Origin of the sequence: Chlorogloeopsis sp. ULAP01 (assembly GCF_030381805.1) — a bacterium.
In the GTDB taxonomy this organism is placed as follows: domain Bacteria; phylum Cyanobacteriota; class Cyanobacteriia; order Cyanobacteriales; family Nostocaceae; genus Chlorogloeopsis.
The window spans coordinates 89,603-113,493 of record NZ_JAUDRH010000013.1; the positions used below are offsets into that span (position 1 = coordinate 89,603).

At 42.8% G+C, this 23,891-nt stretch carries 20 protein-coding genes and 2 pseudogenes; 11 read left to right on the forward strand and 11 right to left on the reverse strand.

All coding sequences use genetic code 11. From position 1 onward, the window contains the following. Positions 1 to 255: a hypothetical protein gene (locus QUB80_RS23945; RefSeq protein ID WP_289791983.1), complete on the reverse strand. Its 255-nt coding sequence runs from the start codon at positions 253 to 255 to the stop codon at positions 1 to 3. Positions 256 to 632: 377 nt separating this feature from the next. Between QUB80_RS23945 and QUB80_RS23950 the strand changes: the two are divergent. Next, a pseudogene (locus QUB80_RS23950) lies at positions 633 to 776 on the forward strand (DUF4351 domain-containing protein); the annotation flags it as partial. Between the two features lie 107 nt (positions 777 to 883). Here QUB80_RS23950 and QUB80_RS23955 read toward each other — a convergent pair. The 5 genes from QUB80_RS23955 to ntcA form a co-directional block, all read right to left on the reverse strand. Continuing rightward, positions 884 to 1,567: a Uma2 family endonuclease gene (locus QUB80_RS23955; protein WP_289791984.1), complete on the reverse strand. Its 684-nt coding sequence runs from the start codon at positions 1,565 to 1,567 to the stop codon at positions 884 to 886. Positions 1,568 to 1,716: 149 nt separating this feature from the next. Continuing rightward, complete coding sequence (locus QUB80_RS23960) at positions 1,717 to 2,733, reverse strand: helix-turn-helix transcriptional regulator (protein ID WP_289791985.1); 1,017 nt, start codon at positions 2,731 to 2,733, stop codon at positions 1,717 to 1,719. 357 nt (positions 2,734 to 3,090) lie between these two features. Next, positions 3,091 to 3,540 (reverse strand): pre-16S rRNA-processing nuclease YqgF, encoded by a 450-nt coding sequence (locus tag QUB80_RS23965; RefSeq protein WP_289791986.1) that lies wholly within the window; start codon positions 3,538 to 3,540, stop codon positions 3,091 to 3,093. A 306-nt stretch (positions 3,541 to 3,846) separates the two neighbouring features. Then, positions 3,847 to 5,340, reverse strand: coding sequence for a DUF3084 family protein (locus QUB80_RS23970; RefSeq protein ID WP_289791987.1), 1,494 nt, complete (start codon positions 5,338 to 5,340; stop codon positions 3,847 to 3,849). A 135-nt stretch (positions 5,341 to 5,475) separates the two neighbouring features. Beyond that, positions 5,476 to 6,147, reverse strand: coding sequence for a global nitrogen regulator NtcA (gene ntcA / locus QUB80_RS23975; RefSeq protein WP_016874320.1), 672 nt, complete (start codon positions 6,145 to 6,147; stop codon positions 5,476 to 5,478). Positions 6,148 to 6,640: 493 nt separating this feature from the next. Between ntcA and fabI the strand changes: the two genes are divergently transcribed. The 3 genes from fabI to QUB80_RS23990 all read left to right on the forward strand — a co-directional run bounded on the left by fabI (position 6,641) and on the right by QUB80_RS23990 (position 8,839). Beyond that, positions 6,641 to 7,417 (forward strand): enoyl-ACP reductase FabI, encoded by a 777-nt coding sequence (gene fabI, locus QUB80_RS23980; protein ID WP_289791988.1) that lies wholly within the window; start codon positions 6,641 to 6,643, stop codon positions 7,415 to 7,417. 194 nt (positions 7,418 to 7,611) lie between these two features. Further along, positions 7,612 to 8,241 carry an imidazoleglycerol-phosphate dehydratase HisB gene (gene hisB, locus QUB80_RS23985; protein ID WP_289791989.1) on the forward strand — a complete coding sequence of 210 codons (630 nt, stop codon included), beginning with the start codon at positions 7,612 to 7,614 and terminating at the stop codon, positions 8,239 to 8,241. A 73-nt stretch (positions 8,242 to 8,314) separates the two neighbouring features. Then, a complete protein-coding gene (locus QUB80_RS23990; RefSeq protein ID WP_289791990.1) occupies positions 8,315 to 8,839 on the forward strand; it encodes a GNAT family N-acetyltransferase in 525 nt (174 codons plus the stop codon). A gap of 287 nt (positions 8,840 to 9,126) precedes the next feature. Here QUB80_RS23990 and QUB80_RS23995 read toward each other — a convergent pair whose 3' ends face one another. Continuing rightward, positions 9,127 to 10,143 carry a sulfate/molybdate ABC transporter ATP-binding protein gene (locus QUB80_RS23995; RefSeq protein WP_289791991.1) on the reverse strand — a complete coding sequence of 339 codons (1,017 nt, stop codon included), beginning with the start codon at positions 10,141 to 10,143 and terminating at the stop codon, positions 9,127 to 9,129. A gap of 319 nt (positions 10,144 to 10,462) precedes the next feature. On the opposite strand from QUB80_RS23995, the gene chlP reads away from it, so the two are divergent. The 4 genes from chlP to QUB80_RS24015 all read left to right on the forward strand — a co-directional run bounded on the left by chlP (position 10,463) and on the right by QUB80_RS24015 (position 14,653). Beyond that, positions 10,463 to 11,683: a geranylgeranyl reductase gene (chlP, locus tag QUB80_RS24000; RefSeq protein WP_289791992.1), complete on the forward strand. Its 1,221-nt coding sequence runs from the start codon at positions 10,463 to 10,465 to the stop codon at positions 11,681 to 11,683. 117 nt (positions 11,684 to 11,800) lie between these two features. After that, positions 11,801 to 13,603 (forward strand): GH3 family acyl-acid amido synthetase, encoded by a 1,803-nt coding sequence (locus QUB80_RS24005; RefSeq protein WP_289791993.1) that lies wholly within the window; start codon positions 11,801 to 11,803, stop codon positions 13,601 to 13,603. 31 nt (positions 13,604 to 13,634) lie between these two features. Then, the gene (locus QUB80_RS24010; protein ID WP_289791994.1) at positions 13,635 to 13,781 is read left to right on the forward strand and encodes a hypothetical protein; all 147 of its coding nucleotides are present in this window, start codon (positions 13,635 to 13,637) and stop codon (positions 13,779 to 13,781) included. Between the two features lie 191 nt (positions 13,782 to 13,972). Then, positions 13,973 to 14,653 carry a tetratricopeptide repeat protein gene (locus QUB80_RS24015; RefSeq protein WP_289791995.1) on the forward strand — a complete coding sequence of 227 codons (681 nt, stop codon included), beginning with the start codon at positions 13,973 to 13,975 and terminating at the stop codon, positions 14,651 to 14,653. A gap of 674 nt (positions 14,654 to 15,327) precedes the next feature. Here the strand turns inward: QUB80_RS24015 and recF are convergent. Together recF and QUB80_RS24025 are read right to left on the reverse strand one after the other, a co-directional pair. After that, positions 15,328 to 16,464 (reverse strand): DNA replication/repair protein RecF, encoded by a 1,137-nt coding sequence (gene recF, locus QUB80_RS24020; RefSeq protein WP_289791996.1) that lies wholly within the window; start codon positions 16,462 to 16,464, stop codon positions 15,328 to 15,330. Between the two features lie 162 nt (positions 16,465 to 16,626). Next, positions 16,627 to 19,485, reverse strand: coding sequence for a cation-translocating P-type ATPase (locus tag QUB80_RS24025; protein WP_289791997.1), 2,859 nt, complete (start codon positions 19,483 to 19,485; stop codon positions 16,627 to 16,629). A 292-nt stretch (positions 19,486 to 19,777) separates the two neighbouring features. Here QUB80_RS24025 and QUB80_RS24030 point away from each other — a divergent pair, with 292 nt between their 5' ends. Beyond that, positions 19,778 to 21,448 (forward strand): transglutaminase domain-containing protein, encoded by a 1,671-nt coding sequence (locus QUB80_RS24030; protein ID WP_289791998.1) that lies wholly within the window; start codon positions 19,778 to 19,780, stop codon positions 21,446 to 21,448. Positions 21,449 to 21,599: 151 nt separating this feature from the next. After that, positions 21,600 to 21,791, forward strand: a pseudogene (locus QUB80_RS24035) (macro domain-containing protein); the annotation flags it as partial. A 15-nt stretch (positions 21,792 to 21,806) separates the two neighbouring features. Here QUB80_RS24035 and QUB80_RS24040 read toward each other — a convergent pair. Together QUB80_RS24040 and QUB80_RS24045 are read right to left on the reverse strand one after the other, a co-directional pair. Further along, positions 21,807 to 22,712 (reverse strand): LysR substrate-binding domain-containing protein, encoded by a 906-nt coding sequence (locus QUB80_RS24040; RefSeq protein WP_289791999.1) that lies wholly within the window; start codon positions 22,710 to 22,712, stop codon positions 21,807 to 21,809. Positions 22,713 to 22,824: 112 nt separating this feature from the next. Then, positions 22,825 to 22,950 (reverse strand): hypothetical protein, encoded by a 126-nt coding sequence (locus tag QUB80_RS24045; RefSeq protein ID WP_289792000.1) that lies wholly within the window; start codon positions 22,948 to 22,950, stop codon positions 22,825 to 22,827. Between the two features lie 27 nt (positions 22,951 to 22,977). On the opposite strand from QUB80_RS24045, the gene QUB80_RS24050 reads away from it, so the two are divergent. Next, positions 22,978 to 23,844, forward strand: coding sequence for an oxidoreductase (locus QUB80_RS24050; RefSeq protein WP_289792001.1), 867 nt, complete (start codon positions 22,978 to 22,980; stop codon positions 23,842 to 23,844). Positions 23,845 to 23,891: the final 47 nt, after the last annotated feature.

A 23,891-nucleotide genomic window follows, 5' to 3' on the forward strand; every position in this document is an offset into this window, starting at 1 on the left:
TTAGATAACATCCCCTTCAGAAGGGGGGTTCGTTGGTGCTGGTGACTGTACTAGCATTCTGGCGCTAGTGCTGGGATGCTCTATTTCACTGAGTTGACGAATCTTTCTAATTTTTCGTGAATTACTTAGTACCGATGCAATAGATTTATTCTGTGTCTCCGGCTTCGGTACTTCTTGAGCAGTTGCGCTCATTGCACACCACAGCCAAATGGAACTCGTCACTAATACAATTTTCAATAAATGCTTTGGTTTCATTAGCTACTCTACACACCTGGCTATTTTATTTGACTAAAGAAAATTGATCTCACAGGAGAGCAAGGTTTGGTTTTGAAACAACCGTTGCGTTTCGGGATCGTTAAAAAACTAATGCTATGCAGGCAATGCTTTCAGTCAGGGCGATATCGCCAATTTCATCAAATTCACACTACTTAATTCAGAAGTATTCTCAAGAAGAATAAAATAAAGTTGAGCAGCTTTACTAGCAATTTTGATGCTGAGGCGGACTTTTTAGCGGCCGAGACGGACTTTTTTGTTGAAACCTAATCATGCTTAGAATCACTTCAAAGTAAAACGCTCAAGAAGAATACCGATCGCCTTAAATAGGCTCATGTCGTAATATCTTTCATGCGTCGAGAATTGAAACTCTATCTTTAGAACAATTAGAAAATCTTGGCGTAGACGCGCTTTGCGTGGCTTCTCGTTCTCCGGAGGCGTTCTTGAAGGGTAGAGTAGCATTGCTGGATTTTACCAGTATGGCTGATTTGCACTCGTGGTGATAAGCATTTGGTTAAGTCTTTGGCGATCGCACTTACTTTTTGCAACAGGAGATGGCGATACTCTTGCAGGGAATAGCGATCGCTTGCTCCCTTTGTAGGCGTAGTTTTCATTCTTCTGGCAATTCGCCAAATCGTTGACGATAGCGTTCTAGCTGCTGTTGTGCTTGCCTTGCTGTTTCTTCAGGTGTCAGATATCGGTTTCCTCGTTCGTCATACCAGTACAGCACTTCCCGTACAACTTCTCCAGATATGTAGCGCGATCGCCCAACGCCCAACCCCACTTCTGGCATCCAATAGGGTTCACCTATTTGTAATTGATAAGTACCATCCTCTAATCTATAAACTTCAAACGGCTGATGCTGGTCTCGTCGCCAATATTGAGGATTGTGCACCACGTAATACAGCACTCCCAATTTGGCATAGGTGGTCATTTTAGTGTCATACTCTCCGCCTGGAGTTAGTGATACAACTTCCAGCACAAAAATAGGCACTACACCATCCTCTTCCCACACTACATAACTTTTGCGCGACTCACCGCCCTTTCGACGTTCCACACCTAAACTGAGAAACCCGTCCGGCACCACGGGTACTAACGGAGACACACCAGTCGTATGGTAAATCCCCATATCTACGCCAAAGAACCAATCGTTGCGGGTTGCCCAGATAAACTCCAATAGGAAAAGAAGAAGGTTAGGAATAAAGTTTTGGTCTTCGTTATCCACAGGTGTATCGTCCGAACAGGGCAGTTCAGCACTCGAAGGTAAGTGGAGCCAACGGTCAGATTTCACCATTGCAACAACCCACAGCAATTCAAGGTGTTTCTTAATTTTAGGGTAGACACACAAGCCTTGTTAAGGCTACTGCGTAAACACATCTTGAAGAGTGATCGCATTTTTGAGAAAAATGTGGGTAATGACAAGCCCTGCATCGGAGAAGGATTTTAACCACAATTCAAACTAATCAAATCTCCGTTTTTGCGACACTGCATTTGGTAAGACTTGGGATTAATCCCAAATTGCTTCCGAAACGCCACAGCAAACCGACTACGATCGCTATAACCAACTGCTTTTACCACCTGCTCAATAGAGATTTCTGAATCCATTAATAATTGTCGTGCTTGCTCTAATCGATATTGACGCAAGTAAGCAAATGGTGTAGTTTTAAACACCTGATGAAACCCTTGCTTGAGTTTGCGATCGTTTAATCCTACCTGCCGTGCCAAATCGAGGAGTGAAGGAGGATTATCTAAATTTTGAATGAGAATCTCTTTGGCGTGATGAATACAGTCAATATCATGACCCCGAAGACTGCTATGTGAACGAGGTACATCTGTATCAACTAATTGCATCAACTGTAAGGCTAGTAATTCTAGTACCTTGCCTTCGAGATACATTCGTTTAAAGACACCTTGATAGGGGCAATGTAAAATTTGCTGCAAGGCAACTTGCATAGATGGCGTTGTGGTTCCAGCAAAGTTAATAATCTCATCACCTTCTCCAATCAACGTTTCCAACTCCAGTGGCAATCCTCTTAATTGACCTACAACCAATTCTCCAAACAGGTGTGAATCGATGCAAATATGGACGCTCTTGATTCGCTCTCCTGCAAGATGCTCCAGGGTTTCTTTCGGTACAACACAACTCCCAGTAAGGGAGTTATATCCCGGATCGACATAGGTTCCACAATCACATCTGTAATTTCCTGAAATATGGAAGAATGAACCTACAGGCCACCGACATTCAGACTTCTTGAGGATTAAATATTCTCGGTTGAGGCGATCGCTGATTGAAAGCTCAAGTCCGGGGCGGAGTTGAATGTTTTGATCATAACCTTGGGCAAGTTGTGGCGGATACTCACAAATTGTTTCAAATTCATTCGACTGACAGGTAATCTCGCCATTTTGGATTGCTTCCTCAAATAGCTCTGTGTAATCTTGGTTAGAGAGGGTGATTGCCACGTTTACTTTAAATGTAGTTGCATAGATTCGAGTTCCTTATTTCAAAATACAACAAGCTATAGAGAAATATTGTCAGGAAATACTTAGGTTGAACTTCCGTTAGTGATAGAATCTCTCTACCTCTCGCTCACCCCTACGGTGTACACAATGCTACCCCACAGGCATTTGATCCCCCCTAACCCCCCTTAAAAAGGGAGGAACTTAAATCAAAGTCTTCCTTTTTCTCTTTCCCAGGCTGGCAGCCCAGGAAAGCATTGATTGAGGCTCTGCCTCTTCTTCATGAAGCAGAGCCTCAAAGTTTTCATTACCATGCAGAGCATAGTAATGAGAAAAATTTCATAATTCATCATTCAGCATTCATAATTCATTTACGGATTCTGTCAGTCGATTTAGATATCTTTCGATCAAGAGAATGGCAACAATGTCATCTATAGGTCGTGGTGGTGTGCGCATACCTTTTGGTAGGAGCTTTGTCAGTCCTTGTGGTGGGTACATTTGCCAATAGCGATCGCGTCCTTCTAAACTGGTATAGCGTTCGTCTACTAAAACTATCTTCACTTGCTCTGACAATTTCTGTTGCAGTTGCTGTTTCCACCTTTTAGCTGTGGTTTGATCACCCATTACTATTAACGAGATTGGATATTTTTGTCGTAATTTATCAATGGTGGCAATGGCATGATCTGAAGATACGACTTGGTGATAATGAAGTTGTCGATCTAGTCCCATCACCGCTAAACCACACTTATCTTTACCTGGATCAAAGCCTAAAACGACTGGTTGCGTTGGTATAAATTCATTAGAATTCATATTAAATACTATTAAATACTTTTAATATTTAGAGATTGGATAGTGGTTAGTAGGTAGAAGTAAACAACTACCTATGAACTACTAACTTTTGTACTGGCAGATTTCGTTGATTATCTTATTGTTCTTCTAAACTAGCTCCTAGTAACTACTAACTACTATACAGGCGGGTTTTGCTGATGAATTTTCGGTTCAAACCGAGAAATTATCTTCTAAACCCGCACGCCAGTTGCTACAACGCGCTTAACCCGCAAGGACGCACTGGCTCCCCTACCAACTACTAACAAAATCATTCATATATTTTCAATTTTAGGTACTAAAAATAACTTGCCCATTTTTAATTGCCACTAATTTAACTTTTAGTGGCCCGGCTGTGTAAGTATCTTCTGCTGCAATAGCTTTAATATCTAATGGTTGATCATATTGTCGCAATTGAGCTACAAAGCGAATGAAAGTACCATCTATTTGAATATTTTCTAAAATTCCAGCATTACGAGCGCGAAATTGGGAAGCAGAAATCAAAAGTTCTAAACGCTGCCTCAATTGATAGGAGGTCATGGTTTTAGGATCGGCACTAGTTGTGGCTAATACCTCGCCTCCTGAAAAAACAACTTGATTTATTGCTGCATCAGCAAAAAATTCTACCGGTTTTTCTCCCCTAACGTAGTTACCTGCCGAGAAAACTCGCACTACGTATTCTCGTCCATCTTGAATCTGCTTGCCTAATTGCTCAATTTGTTCCTCGGTAACGCGCAAGATTTGCACATTTGGGGCAGGATTTAGATTCGGCTCGGTTAATTCAATGCTGGCATTACGATTAGCTTCTTGTAACAGCTGGATTACTGCTTGACGCACTGCTGATGGTTGCTGAACACGAACTACCCCAGCAGCAAGAACTTGCCCGCGAAACAAAGCTAGTTTTCCTAAACGAAGGTCACGATAAGACTGATAATATTTCTCTAGTCTTGCGACTTCCTGTTCAAGATCTTGCTGTTGCGCTTCCAAATCTTTCAAGCGAGCTTCTCTTTGAACAATAATCTTTTCCCGTGCCGTAATTTCTAAATTGCGCTTTTGAATGATGTTATCTAAACTAGCTATTTTGCGATCGCGTGCTTCAATCGCTTCTTGCCGCTTGGCAAGTTCTTGATCGCGTTTATCAATTGCCGCCTGAGCTTCAGCGAGTGCCTTTCTCGCTTCTTCGTACAATCTTTGACGCTCTGCCTTAAGTAATTTAATTTCTGCTAGTTGTTTGTTTCTTTCTGCATAAACACTTTGCAATTGAGTTTTAGCTTGTTGATATTGTGTTGCAACTTGGCCTAATTGTTTTTGGGTACGTTGGAGTTCCTCTTGAGTTTGTGCTTGTTGCTTGATTGTGCGGTTGAGTTGAGCTTGTGTTTGCTGCTGCTTGGCATTTGCTGACTGTAAGGATTTATTTATTTCCTGTAAGTCCTGTTGTGCCTTTGATTGCTCAATTCTTGCTTGCTCTAGCTCGGTTTTGGTAGTATCTAGCTGCTTAGTTGTATTTTCTAGCTGTACGCGTTTGCGTCTGAGATCTTTTTGAATATCTTCTAGTTCAAAAACTCCCTTGCGCAATCCTTCATCAGCTAAAAATAAAATTCCCAGGGTTGATGCGGAAATGCCCAACCCTGTGAGAATTGTCACTAAAACAGCTGTATTTTTGGGTCTGAGATTGAACAGTGAAAGCCGCTTCTTGCCAACCCGTGTGCCAATACGATCGCCTACGGTGGCAATTACGCCTCCCAAAATTAAAATTGCAATGATGAGGATGTACCCGGTGGCCATCAGTTAATGATTTAGCGAAGAAATCCCTCCAGATACAGCCTACTACTTCCAGCGATTGTCTGTGGGAGATTGGAAATGAGCAATAGCTGACATTACTTAACTAGTTAACCTGCTCACTCCAGTCTCCAAGCGCTTTTAGGTGAATTGCCGACTTAAGGTAACAGGCTTATGGACAGTAATTTTTTTCTTGTGTATGGAAATCATTTTCTTTTCGCGCAAGTCACCCAGCAATCTAGTGACAGTAACGCGGGTAGAGCCAATTGCTTCAGCGATCGCCTGATGAGATAGCTTCAAATCAATCGTGATTCCATCGGCACAAGGAATGCCAAAATCGCGACAAAGAATTAATAAAAAACTGATTAACCTTGAACCCATATCTCGGTGAGCAAGTGTTTCAATCATCATTTCTGTCTGAAGAATACGTGATGAAAGGCCTCGCAGCATTAACATCGACAATTCAGGATTTTCCTTTAATGCTTGTTCCACCTGTTCAATTGGTGCTGAGAGCAATTCCGCAGGTGTAAAAGCAACTGCATGATAAAAGCGATCGGACTTGTTTCCAGTCAGTAAGGACAAAACTCCAAAAACACTATTTTCCCGCAGCAGCGCAACGGTGATTTCTTCTCCTGCCTCGTACACCCTGGAGAGTTTTACTGCACCTTTTAAAAGAAAATAAACTCGTTCAGCAGGATCACCGGGGAAAAAGATCGTTTTATTGCGCTCAAACGTTTCCACAACTGGTGGAAACGCTCCAGTCGCCATCTGACGAAAAACATTTGCTAGGGCTTTATCTTGTGTCACGATCATTTACCTTCCCCTATCCCAATGCCGGAAAAAAACTAAAGATGGATTTCCTAAGAATACACCCGAAAAATCAAGAAAACATTGTTAACCTTTTTGTTCTTTCCTATACTTATCCTTTTTATCTCATAAATATTGTTCAAATCATACAAAATTTCTACTATTAGTAGCTAGTACTTTTTGAACTACATTTACCCTAATTGTAAAAAGTAGGTTTTTTTAAGAAAAAAATAAGATACATTGAAAATCTCTTAAGGATGAAGCTGTGTTTTTGTGGTATTAAACACTAGCTATAATCTCGGCAGAAAAAGTAAGCACGAGTGATTTTCCGGAGTGTCTAGACGATGCTTGGTACTAACACTAAGCATCTTAATCTCTTAAAATCCCACTTTCTTCAAGCATTGAGAGTGATAAATAAAGCAAATCTTATCGACAACAAATACCAAGCAGGCTCAGATTCTTGTATGCTCCTAATGAAACATCGTGCTAAAGAATTTATATGTTGGATCTAACTGGAAAAAATGCCTTGGTTACAGGCATTGCTAATAACCGCTCGATTGCCTGGGGTATCGCTCAACAACTACACAAAGCGGGAGCAAACCTCGGTATTACCTATTTGCCGGATGACAAGGGCAAAATGGAGAAAAAGGTAGCAGAACTAGTAGAACCTCTCAACCCTAGTCTGTTTCTACCCTGTAACGTCCAAAATGAAGAGCAAGTCAAGTCTACTTTTGAGACGATTCACCAGAAGTGGGGCAACCTAGATATTGTGATCCATTGCTTGGCATTTGCTAACAAAGATGATTTAAGCGGAGACTTTAGCCAAACTTCTCGTACAGGCTTCCAAACAGCTTTAGATGTTAGTACATATTCTTTAGTGCAACTGGCAGGTGCAGCTAAATCTTTAATGACACAAGGAGGAAGCATTGTTACTCTTTCTTATTTGGGTGCTATCAGAGCAATCCCAAACTATAACGTTATGGGAGTTGCAAAAGCTGGTTTAGAAGCTAGCGTGCGTTATCTTGCGGCAGAATTAGGTCCCTCTCAAATTCGGGTTAATGCTATTTCTGCCGGGCCGATTCGTACTTTGGCTTCCAGTGCAGTTGGCGGTATTTTAGATATGATTCATCATGTAGAAAAGGTGGCTCCATTACGACGCACTGTCACTCAAATCGAAGTGGGTAATACAGCAGCGTTCTTATGTAGTGACTTAGCCAGTGGAATTACTGGACAAGTCCTGTATGTGGATGCAGGATATGAAATTATGGGAATGTAATGGGGACTGGGGACAAAGAAGAGGACAAGGGGAAGGGGAGACAAGGAGACAAGGAGCAAGAATGTCAATCACAATTCTCCTTGTCGACGGACACTTTCCTCAACGGAGGGAACCTTTGCACGGAAGTGTCCTCCCCGTGTCTTCTTTACCCGATCCCCAATCCCCAATCCCCGATCCCCAATTCCTAAATATCTATGCAAATCAGCGATCGCCAAATTCTCTCAAATATACAATCTCCGCGTATTGCCTCTTTACGCCGCACTACGGGGGAAACAGATGTACAAGTCACGATTAATCTGGATGGCACAGGGGTTTGTAATGCTGCTACTGGTGTTCCGTTTTTGGATCATATGTTGCACCAAATTGCCTCCCACGGTTTAATTGATTTGGATATTCAAGCTACGGGTGATTTACACATTGATGACCACCATACGAACGAAGATGTGGGGATCACTCTGGGACAAGCAATTAGCAAAGCATTAGGCGATCGTAAGGGCATAGTCCGTTTTGGTCATTTTCTCGCACCTCTGGACGAAGCATTAATTCAAGTGGCACTAGATTTTTCCGGACGTCCTCACCTCAGCTATGGTTTAGAAATTCCCACTCAACGGGTGGGAACTTATGACACCCAACTAGTGCGGGAATTTTTTGTGGCGATCGTGAACAATAGCCAAATGACGCTGCACATTCGCCAGTTAGATGGCATTAATTCTCATCACATTATTGAAGCAACTTTTAAAGCCTTTGCCAGAGCTACACGGGTGGCTGTAGAAATTGATCCCCGTCGTGCTGGAATGATACCCAGTTCTAAAGGTGTATTGTAGAGATACATGAGGTTAAAAGTGAAATTGCTCAGGGCAATTGGATAAACTTTTGTTCTGAGCAGGATCGCAATTTATGGAAAACTTAGAAAAAGTAAATTTAGAGAGTACAAGACTAATTCTCAAACCGATTTCGTTGGAATATACAGAAGATGTGTTTCGGGAATTCACAAGCGAAATTACTACCTATATGTATCCGAAACGCGCTGACAATATCGGTGAAACCGAGAAGGTAATCAAAGATATGATTCAACAACGAAAAAATGGAAATGATTTAGTTTTGGTAATGCTCAAGCAGGAGACTTTGGAGTTTTTGGGAATTTGCGAAGTTGGTGCTATTGATACTGATACACCGGAGTTAGGAATTTGGATTAAAAAAGCAGTTCACGGTAAAGGTTTTGGTCGAGAGGCAATTGGCTTATTGAAAGACTGGGTGGATCATAATTTAGAGTCCGAATGTCTTTCCTACCCTGTTGACAAAAGAAATATCCCTAGTCGAAAAATAGTAGAAAGTTTTGAGGGCAAAGTATTTAGGGAATTTCAACGGATTAACAAGAGCGGTAATCTTCTCAATGAGTTTGAATACAGGATTTATAAATAAATATTTTATTTTAATTTTTTTCTTCTTGAAAATATATGTAGTTAGCGACAGCCTAACGCACCGCCAGACAATGTGGTGCGTTAGGCTCAAGCTGTACACACCCTACTGGATTGACACAGCTAAATTTGTGCGTTAGATGCGTAGTCATATTTTGCGCCCAAGCGCTACTACGAGCCTTTACTATCGCATCATTTTAGTCTTGCCACGCACTACTTAAGATTTACTTCTAAATATCCGGCAATTCTCCAAAATGTTAACAAAAGAAGATGAATATAGTCTAGCGCTAGCTAAATTGAATAATATAATGGGAAAGACCTAGCATCCTTCGGCTTCACATATACCTTTTGCTGAGGCTCTAGCTGTAACTCATCAAACCGTTCCCGTGTTAAATGTGCCGTCACTACTTGTCCATCATCCAAAGTTAACTCTGCCTGAATTTCCCAACCTAAATGTATCAATCGACTCACTCTTGCTGCTACGGTAGTACCATTGGGAGTTGTTTCTATCAGGACATCTTGAGGACGCAAGAACATTTCTGGATGTGCTGAATCGAACCCGTTACCCTGGAATATTCGCGAACTACTTGGCAGTACATTTACAGGGCCGATGAAACTCATCACAAAGGCTGTCGCGGGATGGTCGTAAACTTCTGCTGGTGTTCCTACCTGTTCTACGCGTCCTTTGTTCATGACCACAATTTCGTCTGATACTTCCATTGCTTCTTCTTGATCGTGAGTGACGAAAACTGTGGTGACGTGTACTTCATCGTGCAAGCGTCGCAACCAAGCACGCAAGTCTTTGCGGACTTTGGCATCAAGTGCGCCAAATGGTTCATCCAGCAATAATACTTCTGGTTCTGGTGCTAGCGCTCTTGCTAAGGCTACTCTTTGCCTTTGCCCACCAGAAAGTTGTGAAGGATAGCGATCGCCTAGTCCTCCTAATTGAACTAATTCTAATAGTTCTTCTACTCGCCTTTTCGCTTTAGCTTTTGAAGCTTTACGGATTTCTAACCCAAAAGCAATGTTTTGCCGTACTGTCATATGCTTAAATAGGGCATAATGCTGAAAAACAAAGCCAATATTTCTTTCTTGCACGCTTTGATAGGTAGCATCTTTGCCTGTAAGCACAATTCTGCCGCTATCTGGCATTTCTAAGCCAGAAATTAGCCGCAATAAGGTGGACTTCCCTGAACCTGATGGCCCCAATAAAGCAACCAGGGAGCCACTTTTGATTTCTAGACTCACCCGATCAACCGCTTTAAAACTGTCAAAATGTTTGGATACGTTTTCAACAACTATGCCCACTGCTATTAACCTCTGCGATTTAACTACGGTTTTTTAACTACGGTTTTTTGATGGGGTTAGAGTACTTTATTTATACCATAGAAGGCTGCTACAAGTTGCAAGTTGTGAAAATTTAGGATCACAAGGAGCGAGTACCACGATTTGCTTTGGTTTGTGGAAAAAGCAGCAAATCTCATCATACCCAATTCCAAGTTTAAGCAATCGTAGCGAAATATTAAGGAATATTGCATTTCCGTGCGATCCACAAGAAAGAGCGAGAAATGAGCCAAAACTCCGTGATACGATTCTTTCGGTAAATGTCAAGATTGGGAGTAGACCTTTGACACTACGGGTTGCTGTTGTTGGGTCAGGCCCAGCTGGCTCATCTGCCGCAGAAACACTGGCAAAAGCTGGGATCGAAACTTACCTGTTTGAGCGCAAACTAGATAATGCCAAGCCCTGTGGCGGTGCAATTCCCCTGTGCATGGTAAGTGAATTTGACCTGCCCAAGGATATCATTGACCGTCAGGTGCGGAAGATGAAAATGATTTCACCCTCCAATCGTGAGGTTGATATCAACTTAGAAAAAGAAGAAGAATATATAGGAATGTGCCGTCGTGAGGTGCTGGATGGTTACCTCCGCAATCGGGCGGCAAAATTAGGCGCACATTTAATTAATGCGACTGTTCATAAACTTGATATACCTACAAACAATACTGATCCTTACACCATTCATTATGTAGACCATACAGAAGGTGGCGCTCAAGGCATTGCTAAAACTCTGAAAGTCGATTTAATTATCGGCGCAGATGGGGCAAACTCCCGTGTTGCCAAAGAAATGGATGCTGGGGATTATAATTATGCGATCGCTTTCCAAGAGCGGATTCGCTTACCCCAAGACAAAATGGCATACTACAATCAGTTAGCAGAAATGTACGTTGGTGACGACGTTTCTACTGACTTTTATGCTTGGGTTTTCCCCAAATACGACCACGTAGCCGTCGGAACTGGTACGATGCACGTGAACAAAGCCAGCATTAAGCAACTGCAAGCTGGTATCCGCGCCCGTGCTGTAGAAAAACTTGCTGGCGGTCAAATTATCAAAGTCGAAGCACATCCGATTCCTGAACATCCCCGCCCTCGCCGCGTTGTTGGACGCATTGCCTTGGTAGGAGATGCTGCGGGCTACGTCACCAAATCCTCTGGCGAAGGCATTTACTTTGCTGCTAAATCTGGGCGGATGTGTGCCGACACCATTGTAGAGGTGTCCAACGGTGGCGCTCGCATTCCCACAGAAAATGAACTCAAGCTTTACCTGAAGCGTTGGGATAAAAAATACGGACTCACCTATAAAGTGCTAGATCTCCTGCAAACCGTATTTTATCGTTCTGACGCTACCCGCGAGGCATTTGTGGAAATGTGCGCAGACCTTGACGTACAGAGGCTAACATTTGATAGCTATCTGTATAAAACCGTTGTGCCAGCGAATCCCATCACCCAGTTAAAAATTACTGCCAAGACAATTGGTAGTCTGCTGCGCGGTAACGCTCTGGCTCCCTAAATTAGGGCATACAGAGACTGAGATAATTAAGAAGATACACAATACAAGACGCACTTAAATTGGGGATATTCTCCGCTTAAGGTGCGTCTACTTTTTTTGTATTACTTACTCTGGATTATGCGCCGAGTTATACAAGTTTTTAGCAAAATAATTGCTCCTGCTGCCAAGCGATTTGATTATGCTTTGGAATATCCCCAAATAGCACAGCGAAAGTTACAGGAGGAAATTTTTCAACGTCTTCATCACAGTGAATATGGCAAATCATTAGGTATCAGTACTATTACTGATTGGTGTCAAATTCCTATACTGGAATACCAAGATATTGAAACTTGGATTTTAAAACAGCAAGCAACAAAAAAGTCTCTTCTCACAAACGAACCAATTCTTTTCTATGAAAAGACTTCTGGAAGCCGTGGTGCTGCTAAAGTTATCCCTTATACAAAATCTCTGCGTCGTTCTTTTAATCAGATGTTTTGTGTTTGGGCGCATGATTTGATTGTACATGGCCCCAAATTTTCTACTGGCAAGATATATTTTTGTATTTCGCCGCAGTTGGAAGACAAAGAAGACGCAGACAGAGAAGAGGACAAGGAGACAAAGAGACAACAAGACAGGGGACAAGAACGTGAATCACCAAAAGACGACGGGGAAGCCCGTTCCTTTAAGGGGCGCTCAGAATCGTCGTCCGTCGTCTTGGGGCAAGGGGCAAAGGGCATTGGCCAATGCCCAATTCCCAATTCCCGATGCCCGCGAAATCCCCCAGACTTCAGTCGGGGGATGAGCTTAATATTCTCCGTGTCCCCGCTTCCCCGTGTGCCTATGTCCCCTTCGCCCATCTCCTCTTCCGGGCTAGAAGATGATTCCCAATATTTAGATACTTGGTTAAGGTGGTTTCTCAGTCCATTTCTGGTTTCCCCTGCACGACTAAACCGCTTGCGCAATGCTCAAGAGTTTAAACACGAGCTTTCTAAAGCGCTGTTGATAGCACAAAAGCTGGAAATTATTTCTATTTGGAGTCCGACTTTTGTGCGAGTAATCCTTGATTATATTCAAACTCACCGCAGACAATTAGCTTTGGAATTAGGCGATCGCATTTCACGAGAACAGCGTCAAATATTGCTAGAACCTTCTTGTTCCATTCCCTGGACACAAATTTGGCCGGAACTTAAGTTGATCTCTTGTTGGGATAGTGCTAACGCTGCCGATGGAGTGGGTTTTTTGCGAGCTTTGTTTCCTAATGTAATGGTGCAGGGAAAAGGACTATTAGCAACGGAAGCACCAATGACTATTCCTTTGATTGCTGCACAAGGATGTGTACCTGTTCTAGATCAAGTTTTTTTTGAATTTGAAGATGTAGAAGGGAAAATTTACCATCTTCACGAACTAGAAAAGGGAAAAGTTTACGAGATTATTCTTTCTCAGAAGGGAGGATTGTATCGTTACCGCATTGGCGATCGCGTTCGCGTGACTCATTTTTATCTGCAAACACCTTGCTTGGAATTTCTCGGACGTACTCAGGAAATCAGCGATTTAGTGGGTGAAAAACTGCATTCGGAATTTGTTCGCGATGTTCTGAATTGTTTGCCATTAAAGGAAACATTTTTTAAAAGTCTTGTACCCGCCAAGCAACCAAAAGAACACTATATTTTATTACTTGATCAAACTACATTAGATCCTCAAGATATCGCTACGCAATTAGACACTGCACTGCAACAATCTCCTCATTACCGCCATGCCAGGCTTTTGGGGCAACTTACGAGCGTGCGTGTACTTATACATTCACGTATTCATGAAATTATTAGTTTACATAAAACCCGTTCTGGCAAAAAGTGGGGAGACTTAAAACACGAAGTTCTCTCAACCACACCTATTGATGAAGAATTACTTGTCGAGTTGGAGAAATCAATTCAGAATTTTTAATTTGTTGCACACAATCAAGGTGGAAGAATCTATGCGGGAGACTGATCCTTGGGTTACTATCCTGATATTAGCAATGTCTGTGATTGCAACGGCGATCGGTGTATACAATTTTGAATTATTTTTAAACTTTATCTGTTTGATAGATACTCTGCCTAATGTCAGCAAACATTGCAAGTAGACTTAATGAAATGTGTGTATTACCTACCAGAATGCATAAAAGATTACGTAGTTCTAACTGCTGAGATTGCGGAACAGGGAACTGATTCGCATGATTAAATATTGCTCACTATATGCTGGGTAAAATATTTATAAGGGCAACAATTAGTTTGAGCTTGAAGAGTCACACACTCAATGTGTGAAGGGGAAAGGATGAAGCATATCAAGCAAGGAATTGCCATTTTGGGAATCACAAGCATGATAGCCGGAATACCTGCTATTGTGTATGCACAAGCAGCACAGACGACGCGCGGCACCCAGATTAGTTATCAGCAGTATTACACTCAGGGAGTGCAAAAGCTAGAACAAGGTAACTTTAGTGGTGCGATTGAAGATTTTAATCAAGCAGTGCAACTTAACCCTAAGTTATATCAAGGTTTGTGTCTGCGAGGTATGGCTAAATATCAATTAGGAGATTTGCAAGCAGCGAAAGTAGATTTTGAACAAGCGCTCAAAATCAACCCCAACTATGCAGATGCTTACAATAGTAGGGGAATTGTATCAGCAGAGTTGGGAGATACCCAAAGTGCGATCGCTGACTTTAACAAAACACTGACAATCAATCCGCAGTTTGTTGATGCCTACTACAATCGCGGGCTACTAAATCACAAACAGGGAAATTACAAGTTAGCCATAGCAGACTTTAACCAAGCGCTTAAAATTAATCCCAAGCTAGCTGATGCTTACGGCAACCGGGCAATTGTCCAATATACTTTGGGAAATAAGCGCGATGCTGTTGCCGATCTACAAAAAGCAGCAACACTATTTCGCGAACAAGGAAACAGTGAAGGTTATCAGCAAACACAATTTCTTATCCAGAAGGTTCAGGAGTAGTCAGTAAAAGAAGGCACAAAAGCTTTCTAGATTAAGATTTCTACCTTTTTATTGTGGTTGCAGAATTTTGTCGTAGCGTACTACCAATATTAGGCAAAAGTCAAAAAAATCTTTTGAAAGGCTCATGTCACTAAGGTTTTAAACATTTTTTCTTTTTCATTTTTGATAATATAGGTGGGCAACAATGTCCACCTTTTTTAGCACTGATATATAACAAAAAAACAGAGACTTCCCCTCGTCAAGAGCTAGCTTGACACATTTTCAATTCGACATCAGTGCATGAATTAATTCTAGTTCTGTTCTTCAAAAACAACACAGGTAAAAGTGATTAAAAAAAGCTTATTATTGTTTGTATATATATGAAAAATATCACTTTTTATGTAACTTTTAATTAAGTTCTTCTTAGTAAATTTCAATATTTGTTTATAAAGCCCATAACTATAAAGATGATTGCTATGGGAGTCAGGTTTGATTTCTGAAAAAAATTAAGTATTTGTAGGGGAGGCAGTTTGCGGTGTAGATTTTCTGACCGCAAAATTGCCGTTGTGTTATGATTTTAGTCAACGCACCAAACCCTTGAAAATACTACGTTACGCTTTGCGACCACCATCCTACGTGTTGTTCAAATTGTTCATATTTTCAGGTGCAAGATTTGAGTCAATTCATTTTTGATGCTAAAAATTGATGAAAGTTTTACTACTTATCTTTCCACTCTGAACGTAAAGAATTTGAGAGGAATTTAACCACTGAGAATCAAAAGAACCCAGATGAGTAGTAGTAATTAACGTTTGAAAGCGATCTTGGATAGTATCAAGTAATTGATTTTGACGAGACAAATCTAACTCTGCCAAAACATCATCAAGTAATAGCAGTGGAGACTCTCCGACGACTTCTTCAATTAATTGCAACTCTGCTAGTTTTAGGGCTAATACCAGCGTTCTTTGCTGCCCTTGAGAACCATATTGACGAGCTGGTGTACTATTAATTGTCAACTCTACTTCGTCGCGATGCGGCCCGACAAGAGTAGTACCTTGTCGCAACTCGGCAATAGCTCGTTGCTGAATTTTGGCTAAAAAAGCTTCTTGTACCTGTTCTGGTTGACTTTCCTCTAAAGGAACATTTGGTGCATACTTGACTTGCAGTGTTTCTGTACTGCCACTGATATTAGCGTGCCAAGCCTTGGCAATTGGGGCTAGTCGCTGTATAGCTCGCTCTCGGCGTCGAATCACCCGTGTACCTGCATTGGCTAATTGTGCATCCCATACGGCTAATTCCGATTGTACAGATGCAGTTGGGCGTATTTCTAAATTCTGCTTTAAAAAAGCATTACGCTGCCGCAGCACCTGGTTATACTGCTGTAAGATGTGGGTGTAAATAGGTTCAAGTTGAATTAATAAAGTATCTAGCCAATGACGGCGAACTTCAGGTAGCCCGCGCACTAGTTCTAAATCTAAACTAGAAAACTGGACGGCATTCAGAATACCAAGAAAGTCCATTTGACGCCGGAGATTTTCGCTGTTGAGGGTAACAGTGCGGCGACCGTTGCGGCGTAGGGTTAAACTGAGGTTGCTAATACCAGTTTGTCGCTTGAGGAAAGCACTAATTTGGGCAAGATCTTCTCCTTCACGAATTAAATCGCGATCGCGTCCATGTCGATGCGATCGCAATGTTGCCAATAACTCCACCGCCTCTAGCAGGTTCGATTTTCCTTGAGCATTATTACCTACCAAAATCGTTTTTGGAGCAGTAAATTCAATTTGCTGCTCTTGATAGTTACGAAACTGTCGAAGTTGGAGGGTTTTGAGGTACATAGAGGGAATGGGGGACTGGGGATTGGGGACTGGGGATTAGGGACTGGGAACTGGAAAGGAAATGGGAAATGGGCAATGGGCAATGGGCATGGGGCATAGAGCAATGCCCAATTCGCTATGCCCAAATTAAATACCCGATCGCCAATCACCAATACCTAATTCCTAGACTGTTTTCTTGCCAATCAAACGGAAGAATATCTTCTCCCCTTCAATCCACACAAACATTAAGGCACTAAAGCCAAGACAAACTCCTAATTCTGACATACTTAGTACGTGAGTACCAAAGAAGGCGCGTAGGGGAGGGACATACACTAACATCAACTGCAAAATTGTTGTTAGGATTACCGATCCTAGTACATAAGGATTAGAGAAGGGATTCATCTCTATTGTCAAGCGTGAGTTAGAGCGAATTGCGATCGCGTGTCCCATTTGAGCAAGACACAGGGCAGTAAATACCATTGTTTTCCAACGCTGTGGATCAAGTCCTGGTGCCTGTACTGTTTGGACATGATAGTACGCCCATTGCATCAAAATTATAGAAATGATCGCAAAAATAATCCCAATCCGAATCATGTAAGAACCCAAACCCCTCGCAAAAATACTTTCGCGGGGACTAAAGGGCGGACGCTTCATGACGTCGGGTTCCGGTGGTTCTACTGCTAGTGCTAAGGCTGGTAAACCGTCAGTCACAAGGTTCATCCACAGAATTTGTAGTGGTGTCAGGGGAACGCCTCCCAGTCCGAGGATGGGTGCGGCAGCAATGGTGAGGACTTCGCCAATGTTACTACCCAGAATGTATTTGATAAAGCGACGAATATTTGTATATACAACCCTACCTTCTTTGGTAGCGGCAACAATTGTGGCAAAGTTATCATCCAACAACACCATGTCGCTAGCTTCTTTACTAACATCGGTGCCAGTGATGCCCATTGCAATCCCGATATCAGCTTGTTTGAGGGCTGGGGCGTCATTCACACCATCGCCTGTCATTGCCACAAACCTGCCCCGACGTTGCAATGCTTGCACAATCCGCAGTTTATGTTCGGGAGCAACACGAGCGTAAATATTTATTAAGTCAACATTTTCCTCTAGCTCTTGGTCGCTCATTCTTTGCAAATCTTGACCTGTGAAAGCGCGATCGCCTTCAGCAGCAATACCCAAATCTGTGGCGATCGCTCGTGCTGTTAACTGGTGATCGCCTGTAATCATAATCGGTCGAATGCCTGCATCCCGACACTCTTGTACGGCGGCTCTAACTTCTGGGCGTGGTGCATCTAACATTCCCACTAATCCCAGCCATACTAAATCTTGCTCATATGTCTCTTCTGAGCCTTCGGGAGGGACTTCCATCAGAGGTTTATAGGCAAAACCCAGCACTCGCAAACCCTTAGAAGCCATGCGATCGTTTTCTGCCAGAATATTATCCCGTTGTTCTTGGCTAAAAGGAACTACACTATTACCTAAAAAAATATGAGTACAACGAGCCAAAGTTAATTCTGGAGAACCTTTGGTGAACATTAAGTAATCTTCGGAGTTCACTAGGTGACTGATTATGGGATCAACATCACTTAAAGGCGAGACACCAGTTTCTACTTGCTCTACCTTGGTAATTACACTCATCCGCTTGCGTTCGGAGGAAAACGGGAATTCACCAACACGAGGTAACTTACTATTCCACTGGTCTTTTTCAATACCTCCCTTACCTGCCAGTGTTAGCAATGCTCCTTCAGTTGGATCTCCCAAAATCGTCCATTGCCCTTTGTCCTGTTGTAATACCGAATCATTACAAACTGCACAGGCAACTAACAAAGCTTGCAGTCCTGGATGGTCTTGTAGTTCTACAGTACCCTCTTGCAGTTTAAATTCACCTGTGGGAGCGTAACCTTCCCCTGTAACGCGGAAACTTTGGTCATCAGCTGCTGTATAAACAGATTGTACAACCATCTTGTTCTGAGTCAGAGTACCAGTTTTATCAGAACAAATAGTAGTTACAGATCCAAGAGTTTCTACGGCTGGCAGTTTGCGGATCAAGGCATTGTGCCGCACCATTCGCTGGGTTCCTAGTGCCAAAGTCACGGTAATTACGGCGGGCAAGCCTTCTGGCACAACAGCCACTGCCATCGAGAGTGACACTTGCAAAAGTTCCCGCAAGTTGCCACCACGCAACAAACCAAGGACAACAACGATCGCGACTAGAACCAAAGAACCCGTCACCAGAACATTGCCGAGTTGTGCCATCCGTTGTTGTAAGGGGGTAGGTTCACTTTCCACCGCCTGCAACATTGCAGCAATTTTCCCTAGTTCTGTCTGCATTCCGGTGTTGGTGACTAGAACCTTAGCTCGCCCTTGAACGACTTCTGTGCCTTGAAATACCAAATTAATGCGATCGCCCAATCCTGTTTCGTCAGGCAATGTGATTTCTGCCTGCTTAACAACCGCCTCGGCTTCACCAGTAAGTGCCGACTCCCGCACTTGCAAGTTGGATGCTTCTAGCAAGCGTCCATCTGCCGAGATATGTACCCCCGCTTCTAGGAGCATCACGTCTCCCGGTACCAAATCCTTTGCTACTACCTCCATTGGTTTGCTGTCGCGGATGACTCGCACATTAGGAGAAGCAAGTTTTTTCAAGGCAGCTAGCGCTTTCTCAGCACGGCTTTCTTGGACGTAACCAAGGATGCCATTGAGAATAACAATCGCTAAGATAGCAATAGTGTCTTTAAATGGCACCTCACCTGGTTTTAACAGCCCCGCTCGCCAATCTAAAAGGTCTAAAACCCCGGAAATTATAGCTACAGCGATCAGCATTAACAACATAATGTTCTTAAACTGATCCACCAAAATTTCCCAAGCGCTGCGACCACCAGTTTCCTCTAGTTCGTTTGGGCCATATTTTTGCAGCCGTTGTTGTACTTCTTGAGGTGATAAGCCAGTGTCTGCATTACTAGAGAGCAGTTCTATAGATTTATCAACTTCTAAATTATGCCAAACGGCAGCTGAATCAGGCAGAGAATGAGCAGACATCTTAATAGGTTACAGGAAATGGTTACCGAATTCGATCATAATTTAGTGAAGGCTGGAAAAACCATCTACTAAAGTTACATTAAAGATGTTACCAATCTGGGTGGATGTAGGTGTGATTGCTGGCATCTATAATTTTTTCTACAGCAACATTCATAAGATTTTGCTGAAGTAAATGTATGTTATAGCACTTATTTATGGTGATTATGAGCAATTGAACTTACTAGTTCAGTTGCATAGTAAATACCATAATTTATTCCAGGCGTGCTCAACCTCTAAGTAAAGTTAGTTTAATATGAGTTTTGCTCCTCCCAGTTTTTCACCTCGCCAAATGTTTGGGCAAAAGACTATTCGACCTATTGGTGCCGCCGTCTTGAGTGGTATCGCTTTTTCTGAGGATAACCTCATTGCTATTGACTCTGTCAAAGGTTTTCTGCTGCAAATAGATCCGGTTTCGGACAACACTAAAATTCTCAATCCTTACCAAACCAAAGAATTTACAGACATCACAGGTTTGGCAATTTGGGAAGATACTCTTTGGGTAACACGCGACAAGAGTGTTTATGCGTGTAAATTAGGTTCTTTTGGTTTGGAGCACTTTGTTACCTTACCTTATACTGCTGACGGTATTGCGGTTTGGAAATCAACTATTTATGTCAGTTGCCAAAAGTTAGGATACATTCTAATTTTTGATCGTGATACGCGCAAAGAAATTACTAGGTTCTATGCTCCTGGAGTGGGAGTGGAAAACTTGGCAGTGAGTGAGGAGACTCTTTGGGTTTGCGACAGCACCGAACAAACAGTTTATTGCCTCGATAGAGCAACTGGGGAAGTTCAATTTAGTGTATTGACACCATTTGAGTCTCCCACAGGCATAGCAGTATATACAGATGCAACTACAAAACAGCAAACTCTTTATCTCGCCTATGCTTCAGAGGAGCCTTATGTGCGGGATAACCCAAATGCAGATCCTAATCACGAGCTAGCATACCGCGATCGCACGTTTATTCATCCCCTCTACTATCACTACGATTCACAAAAACACTACGCTCTCTCCAATGGCTATCTGATTGAAATGTCCTATGTAGAGGAAATTTCACCAATTGAAGAAGTGTATTTACAAGAAGTTGAGTGGAGAATTGCTCTACCCAGCGACACCGATCGCCAAAAGGTAAAACACGTTGAGCCAATTGGGTTACCTTTCAAAGAAGAACTAATAGACGGGCAACGGGTAGCAGTATTTACATTTGATGCTCTGGTTCCAGGTGAGCGACATATGTTTGGCTGGAAAGCAGTTTTAGAAGTCAGAGGTATAAAATATCGCTTTACTCCAAAGGATGTAGAAGATGTTCCCGAACTATCGCCAGAATTTGCCAGCCGCTACCTAGTAGATAATGATGAATTGGCGATGGATACTGACATTGTCCGTCGTGCCGCAGAGGAAGCAATTGGTACTGAAACCAATTTGCTGCGTAAAATGTATAGTATCCGTAATTATGTTTACGACCAATTATCTTATGGCATTAAACCCCACATAGATACTCCAGACAGAGTCTTAGAACGAGGAGTTGGTTCTTGTGGTGAGTATGTGGGTGTTTTGCTGGCTTTATGCCGTTTAAATGGAATCGCTTGTCGTACCGTAGGACGTTATAAATGTCCTCCTTACGCCGAACACCAGCAAGTACCCCTACAACCAGATTACAATCATGTCTGGCTAGAATTTTACATACCAGGTTTTGGCTGGTTGCCAATGGAATCTAACCCCGACGATATCGGCAATTATGGCCCTTATCCAACACGATTTTTTATGGGTTTGTGTTGGTATCACATTGAAATTGGTAAAGGTATCTCTTTTGAAACTTTAACTAGTAAAGGTGTACGGCTAACAAAAGAAGATATTTCAATTGGTGAGTTGGCGATTAATCATATCCGGTTTACGATTTTGGGAGAATTGCCGCCATTTTAGGGATTGGGGATTGGTGATTGGGTAGAGTAGAGTTTTGTAGGGTGGTCACTGCCTAACTTTCCTCAAACCCTTACTTTTACTTTGTGAACAGTACCCACCTTACGCTTATAGCTCCTTAAATTTTAAAGTCTGAAACGGCGGTACTGAAGGCGAAGCTGAATTGCTCGCATCTTGCTATGTTAATAGTTTAAAACTAGCTATTGAGAGGGATATTAAAACAATTGTGTTCCCAGCAATTAGCTGTGGTGTTTATGGTTATCCAGTGGAACAAGCCTCAAAAATTGCTATTTGGGAAACAATTAATTTTCTTCACGAGCACGACTCAATCACATCGGTGAGGTGATTGATCCCTAACTGCTCACGTATCGCCACGATTTGGCTCCCATTGTGTCGTCTTCCGTGCCAAGCCCAGAAATGCGCTTATGACTGGGGAGGAATCATGCTGCCGCCAAGTCAGATAAAGTCCGGTTTTAGGTGTCTGCTCTTGTAAGGGTCTGTAAATGACTCCGCTTCTGTGGAAGTTTTGCAAGGAGGCGGGAACAAAAGCGATGCCCAGTCCTGCTGCAACCAAGCCGATAATCGTTTGCATCTGAACTGCCTCTTGAGCCACTTTCGGACGAAATCCTGCTTGCTGACAAATATTAATAATTTGTTCGTAAAAGATGGGTCCCATTTTAGCAGGAAATAGGATAAATAATTCCGAAGCCAATGTAGAGAGAGATACTTTAGTTTGGGTAGAGAACGGATGGGTTTCTGGCAACGCCAAGACCAATGATTCTTGCAAAATGCATTCCACACTCAAACCTGGCTCGCTGATGGCAGAACGAACAATGCCGATATCAATTTGTTTATCATACAGGGCTTGAATTTGTTGAGCAGTCGTCAGTTCATGCAATCGCAGTTCTACAGCCGGAAACTGTTCTCGAAAGACCCTTAAAATATCTGGCAGGACGGTATAGGTTGCAGAGCCGACAAATCCGATCGCCAACCGTCCAACCTCACCCCGCCCGATCTGTTGGGTCGCTTCAATCGCCTGTTCGAGTTGCGCTAACACCAGGTAGGAACGCTCTAAAAACACTTTGCCTGCTTCAGTTAGATGCACTTGCCGTGTCGTGCGATGGAACAGTTGCACGTCGATTTCTGCTTCTAACTCCTGAATTTGCCGACTGAGAGGTTGTTGCGCCATTTGTAAGCGTTGGGCAGCGCGACCGAAGTGCAATTCTTCCGCCACAGTAACAAAGTAACGCAGATGCCGCAATTCCATTTGAACCTCTAGGGTGTTAATGCTATCAAAATCAGTGTTGGACAGTTCTAATCTTACTTTTTAGCATGAATGAAGAGGCACAGAGAAGGGCATCCGACATGACCAGTAACCGTCAGTTAGGCGCATTGGAATCAGACCATCGGGACGCATTTTCTGTTTCTCGATCAACCAGAACGAGAGCGCGATCGCTTTGTTCAAGAGGTTCTTTCGTTTTTGGGGTAAACAGTTTTGCAGTCACTATTAATCTTAATTGGAGGAAAAGCAAATGAACTCAGACAAAAATCGTGTCACTCCTAAAGTTTGGTTGATTACAGGATGCTCAACAGGATTCGGACGTGCCCTAGCAGAAGTTGTGTTAAAAAAGGGCGACGAAGTGCTAGCTACTGCTCGCGAACCAGAGCGACTTCGCGCTTTGACTGAACACTATCCAGAAACCGCAAAGGCTGTCCGTCTGGATGTAACATCATCCCAAGATATACAAACAGCGGTTGATACCGCGATCGCTACATTTGGTCGAATTGATGTGCTGGTCAACAATGCGGGTCATGGACTCATTGCCGCCCTTGAAGAAGTCAGTGATGGTGAGATTCACCAATTTTTTGAAACCAATTTCTTTGGGGCACTCCGTCTGATGCGAACGGTCTTGCCTGTGATGCGTCAGCAAGGCAGCGGTCACATTGTGAATATATCATCCACAGCAGGATTAGTGGGATTTGCTGGAAGCAGCCTCTACTGTGGTGCTAAATTTGCCCTGGAAGGTACGTCTGAAGCCCTAGCTAAGGAGGTTAAATCCTTTGGAGTAAAAGTGACTTTAATTGAACCTGGGGCATTTCGCACAGACTTTAACGGACGCTCTCTAGCAGTAGCCGAGCAATCCATTGATGCCTATGCTCCGGTGAGCGGTGCGTCATTGCAGTGGTTCAAAGAGATGGATGGTCAGCAACCTGGCGATCCACGAGCAGCGGCGCAAGCCATCATTCAAGCTGTGGAAAGTCCTCATCCACCGATGCGACTGGCATTAGGCACTGATGCCATGAGCCTGATTCAGGAAAAACTGGAATGGGTCAAAACCGATTTGGATGTTTGGCAGCAGGTTACTGTAAGTACGGATTATACAGATAGTAACAACTGAGGTAATCATTGGAGAGTTAAGGTCTGAGCGAGCCATGAGACGGTGCA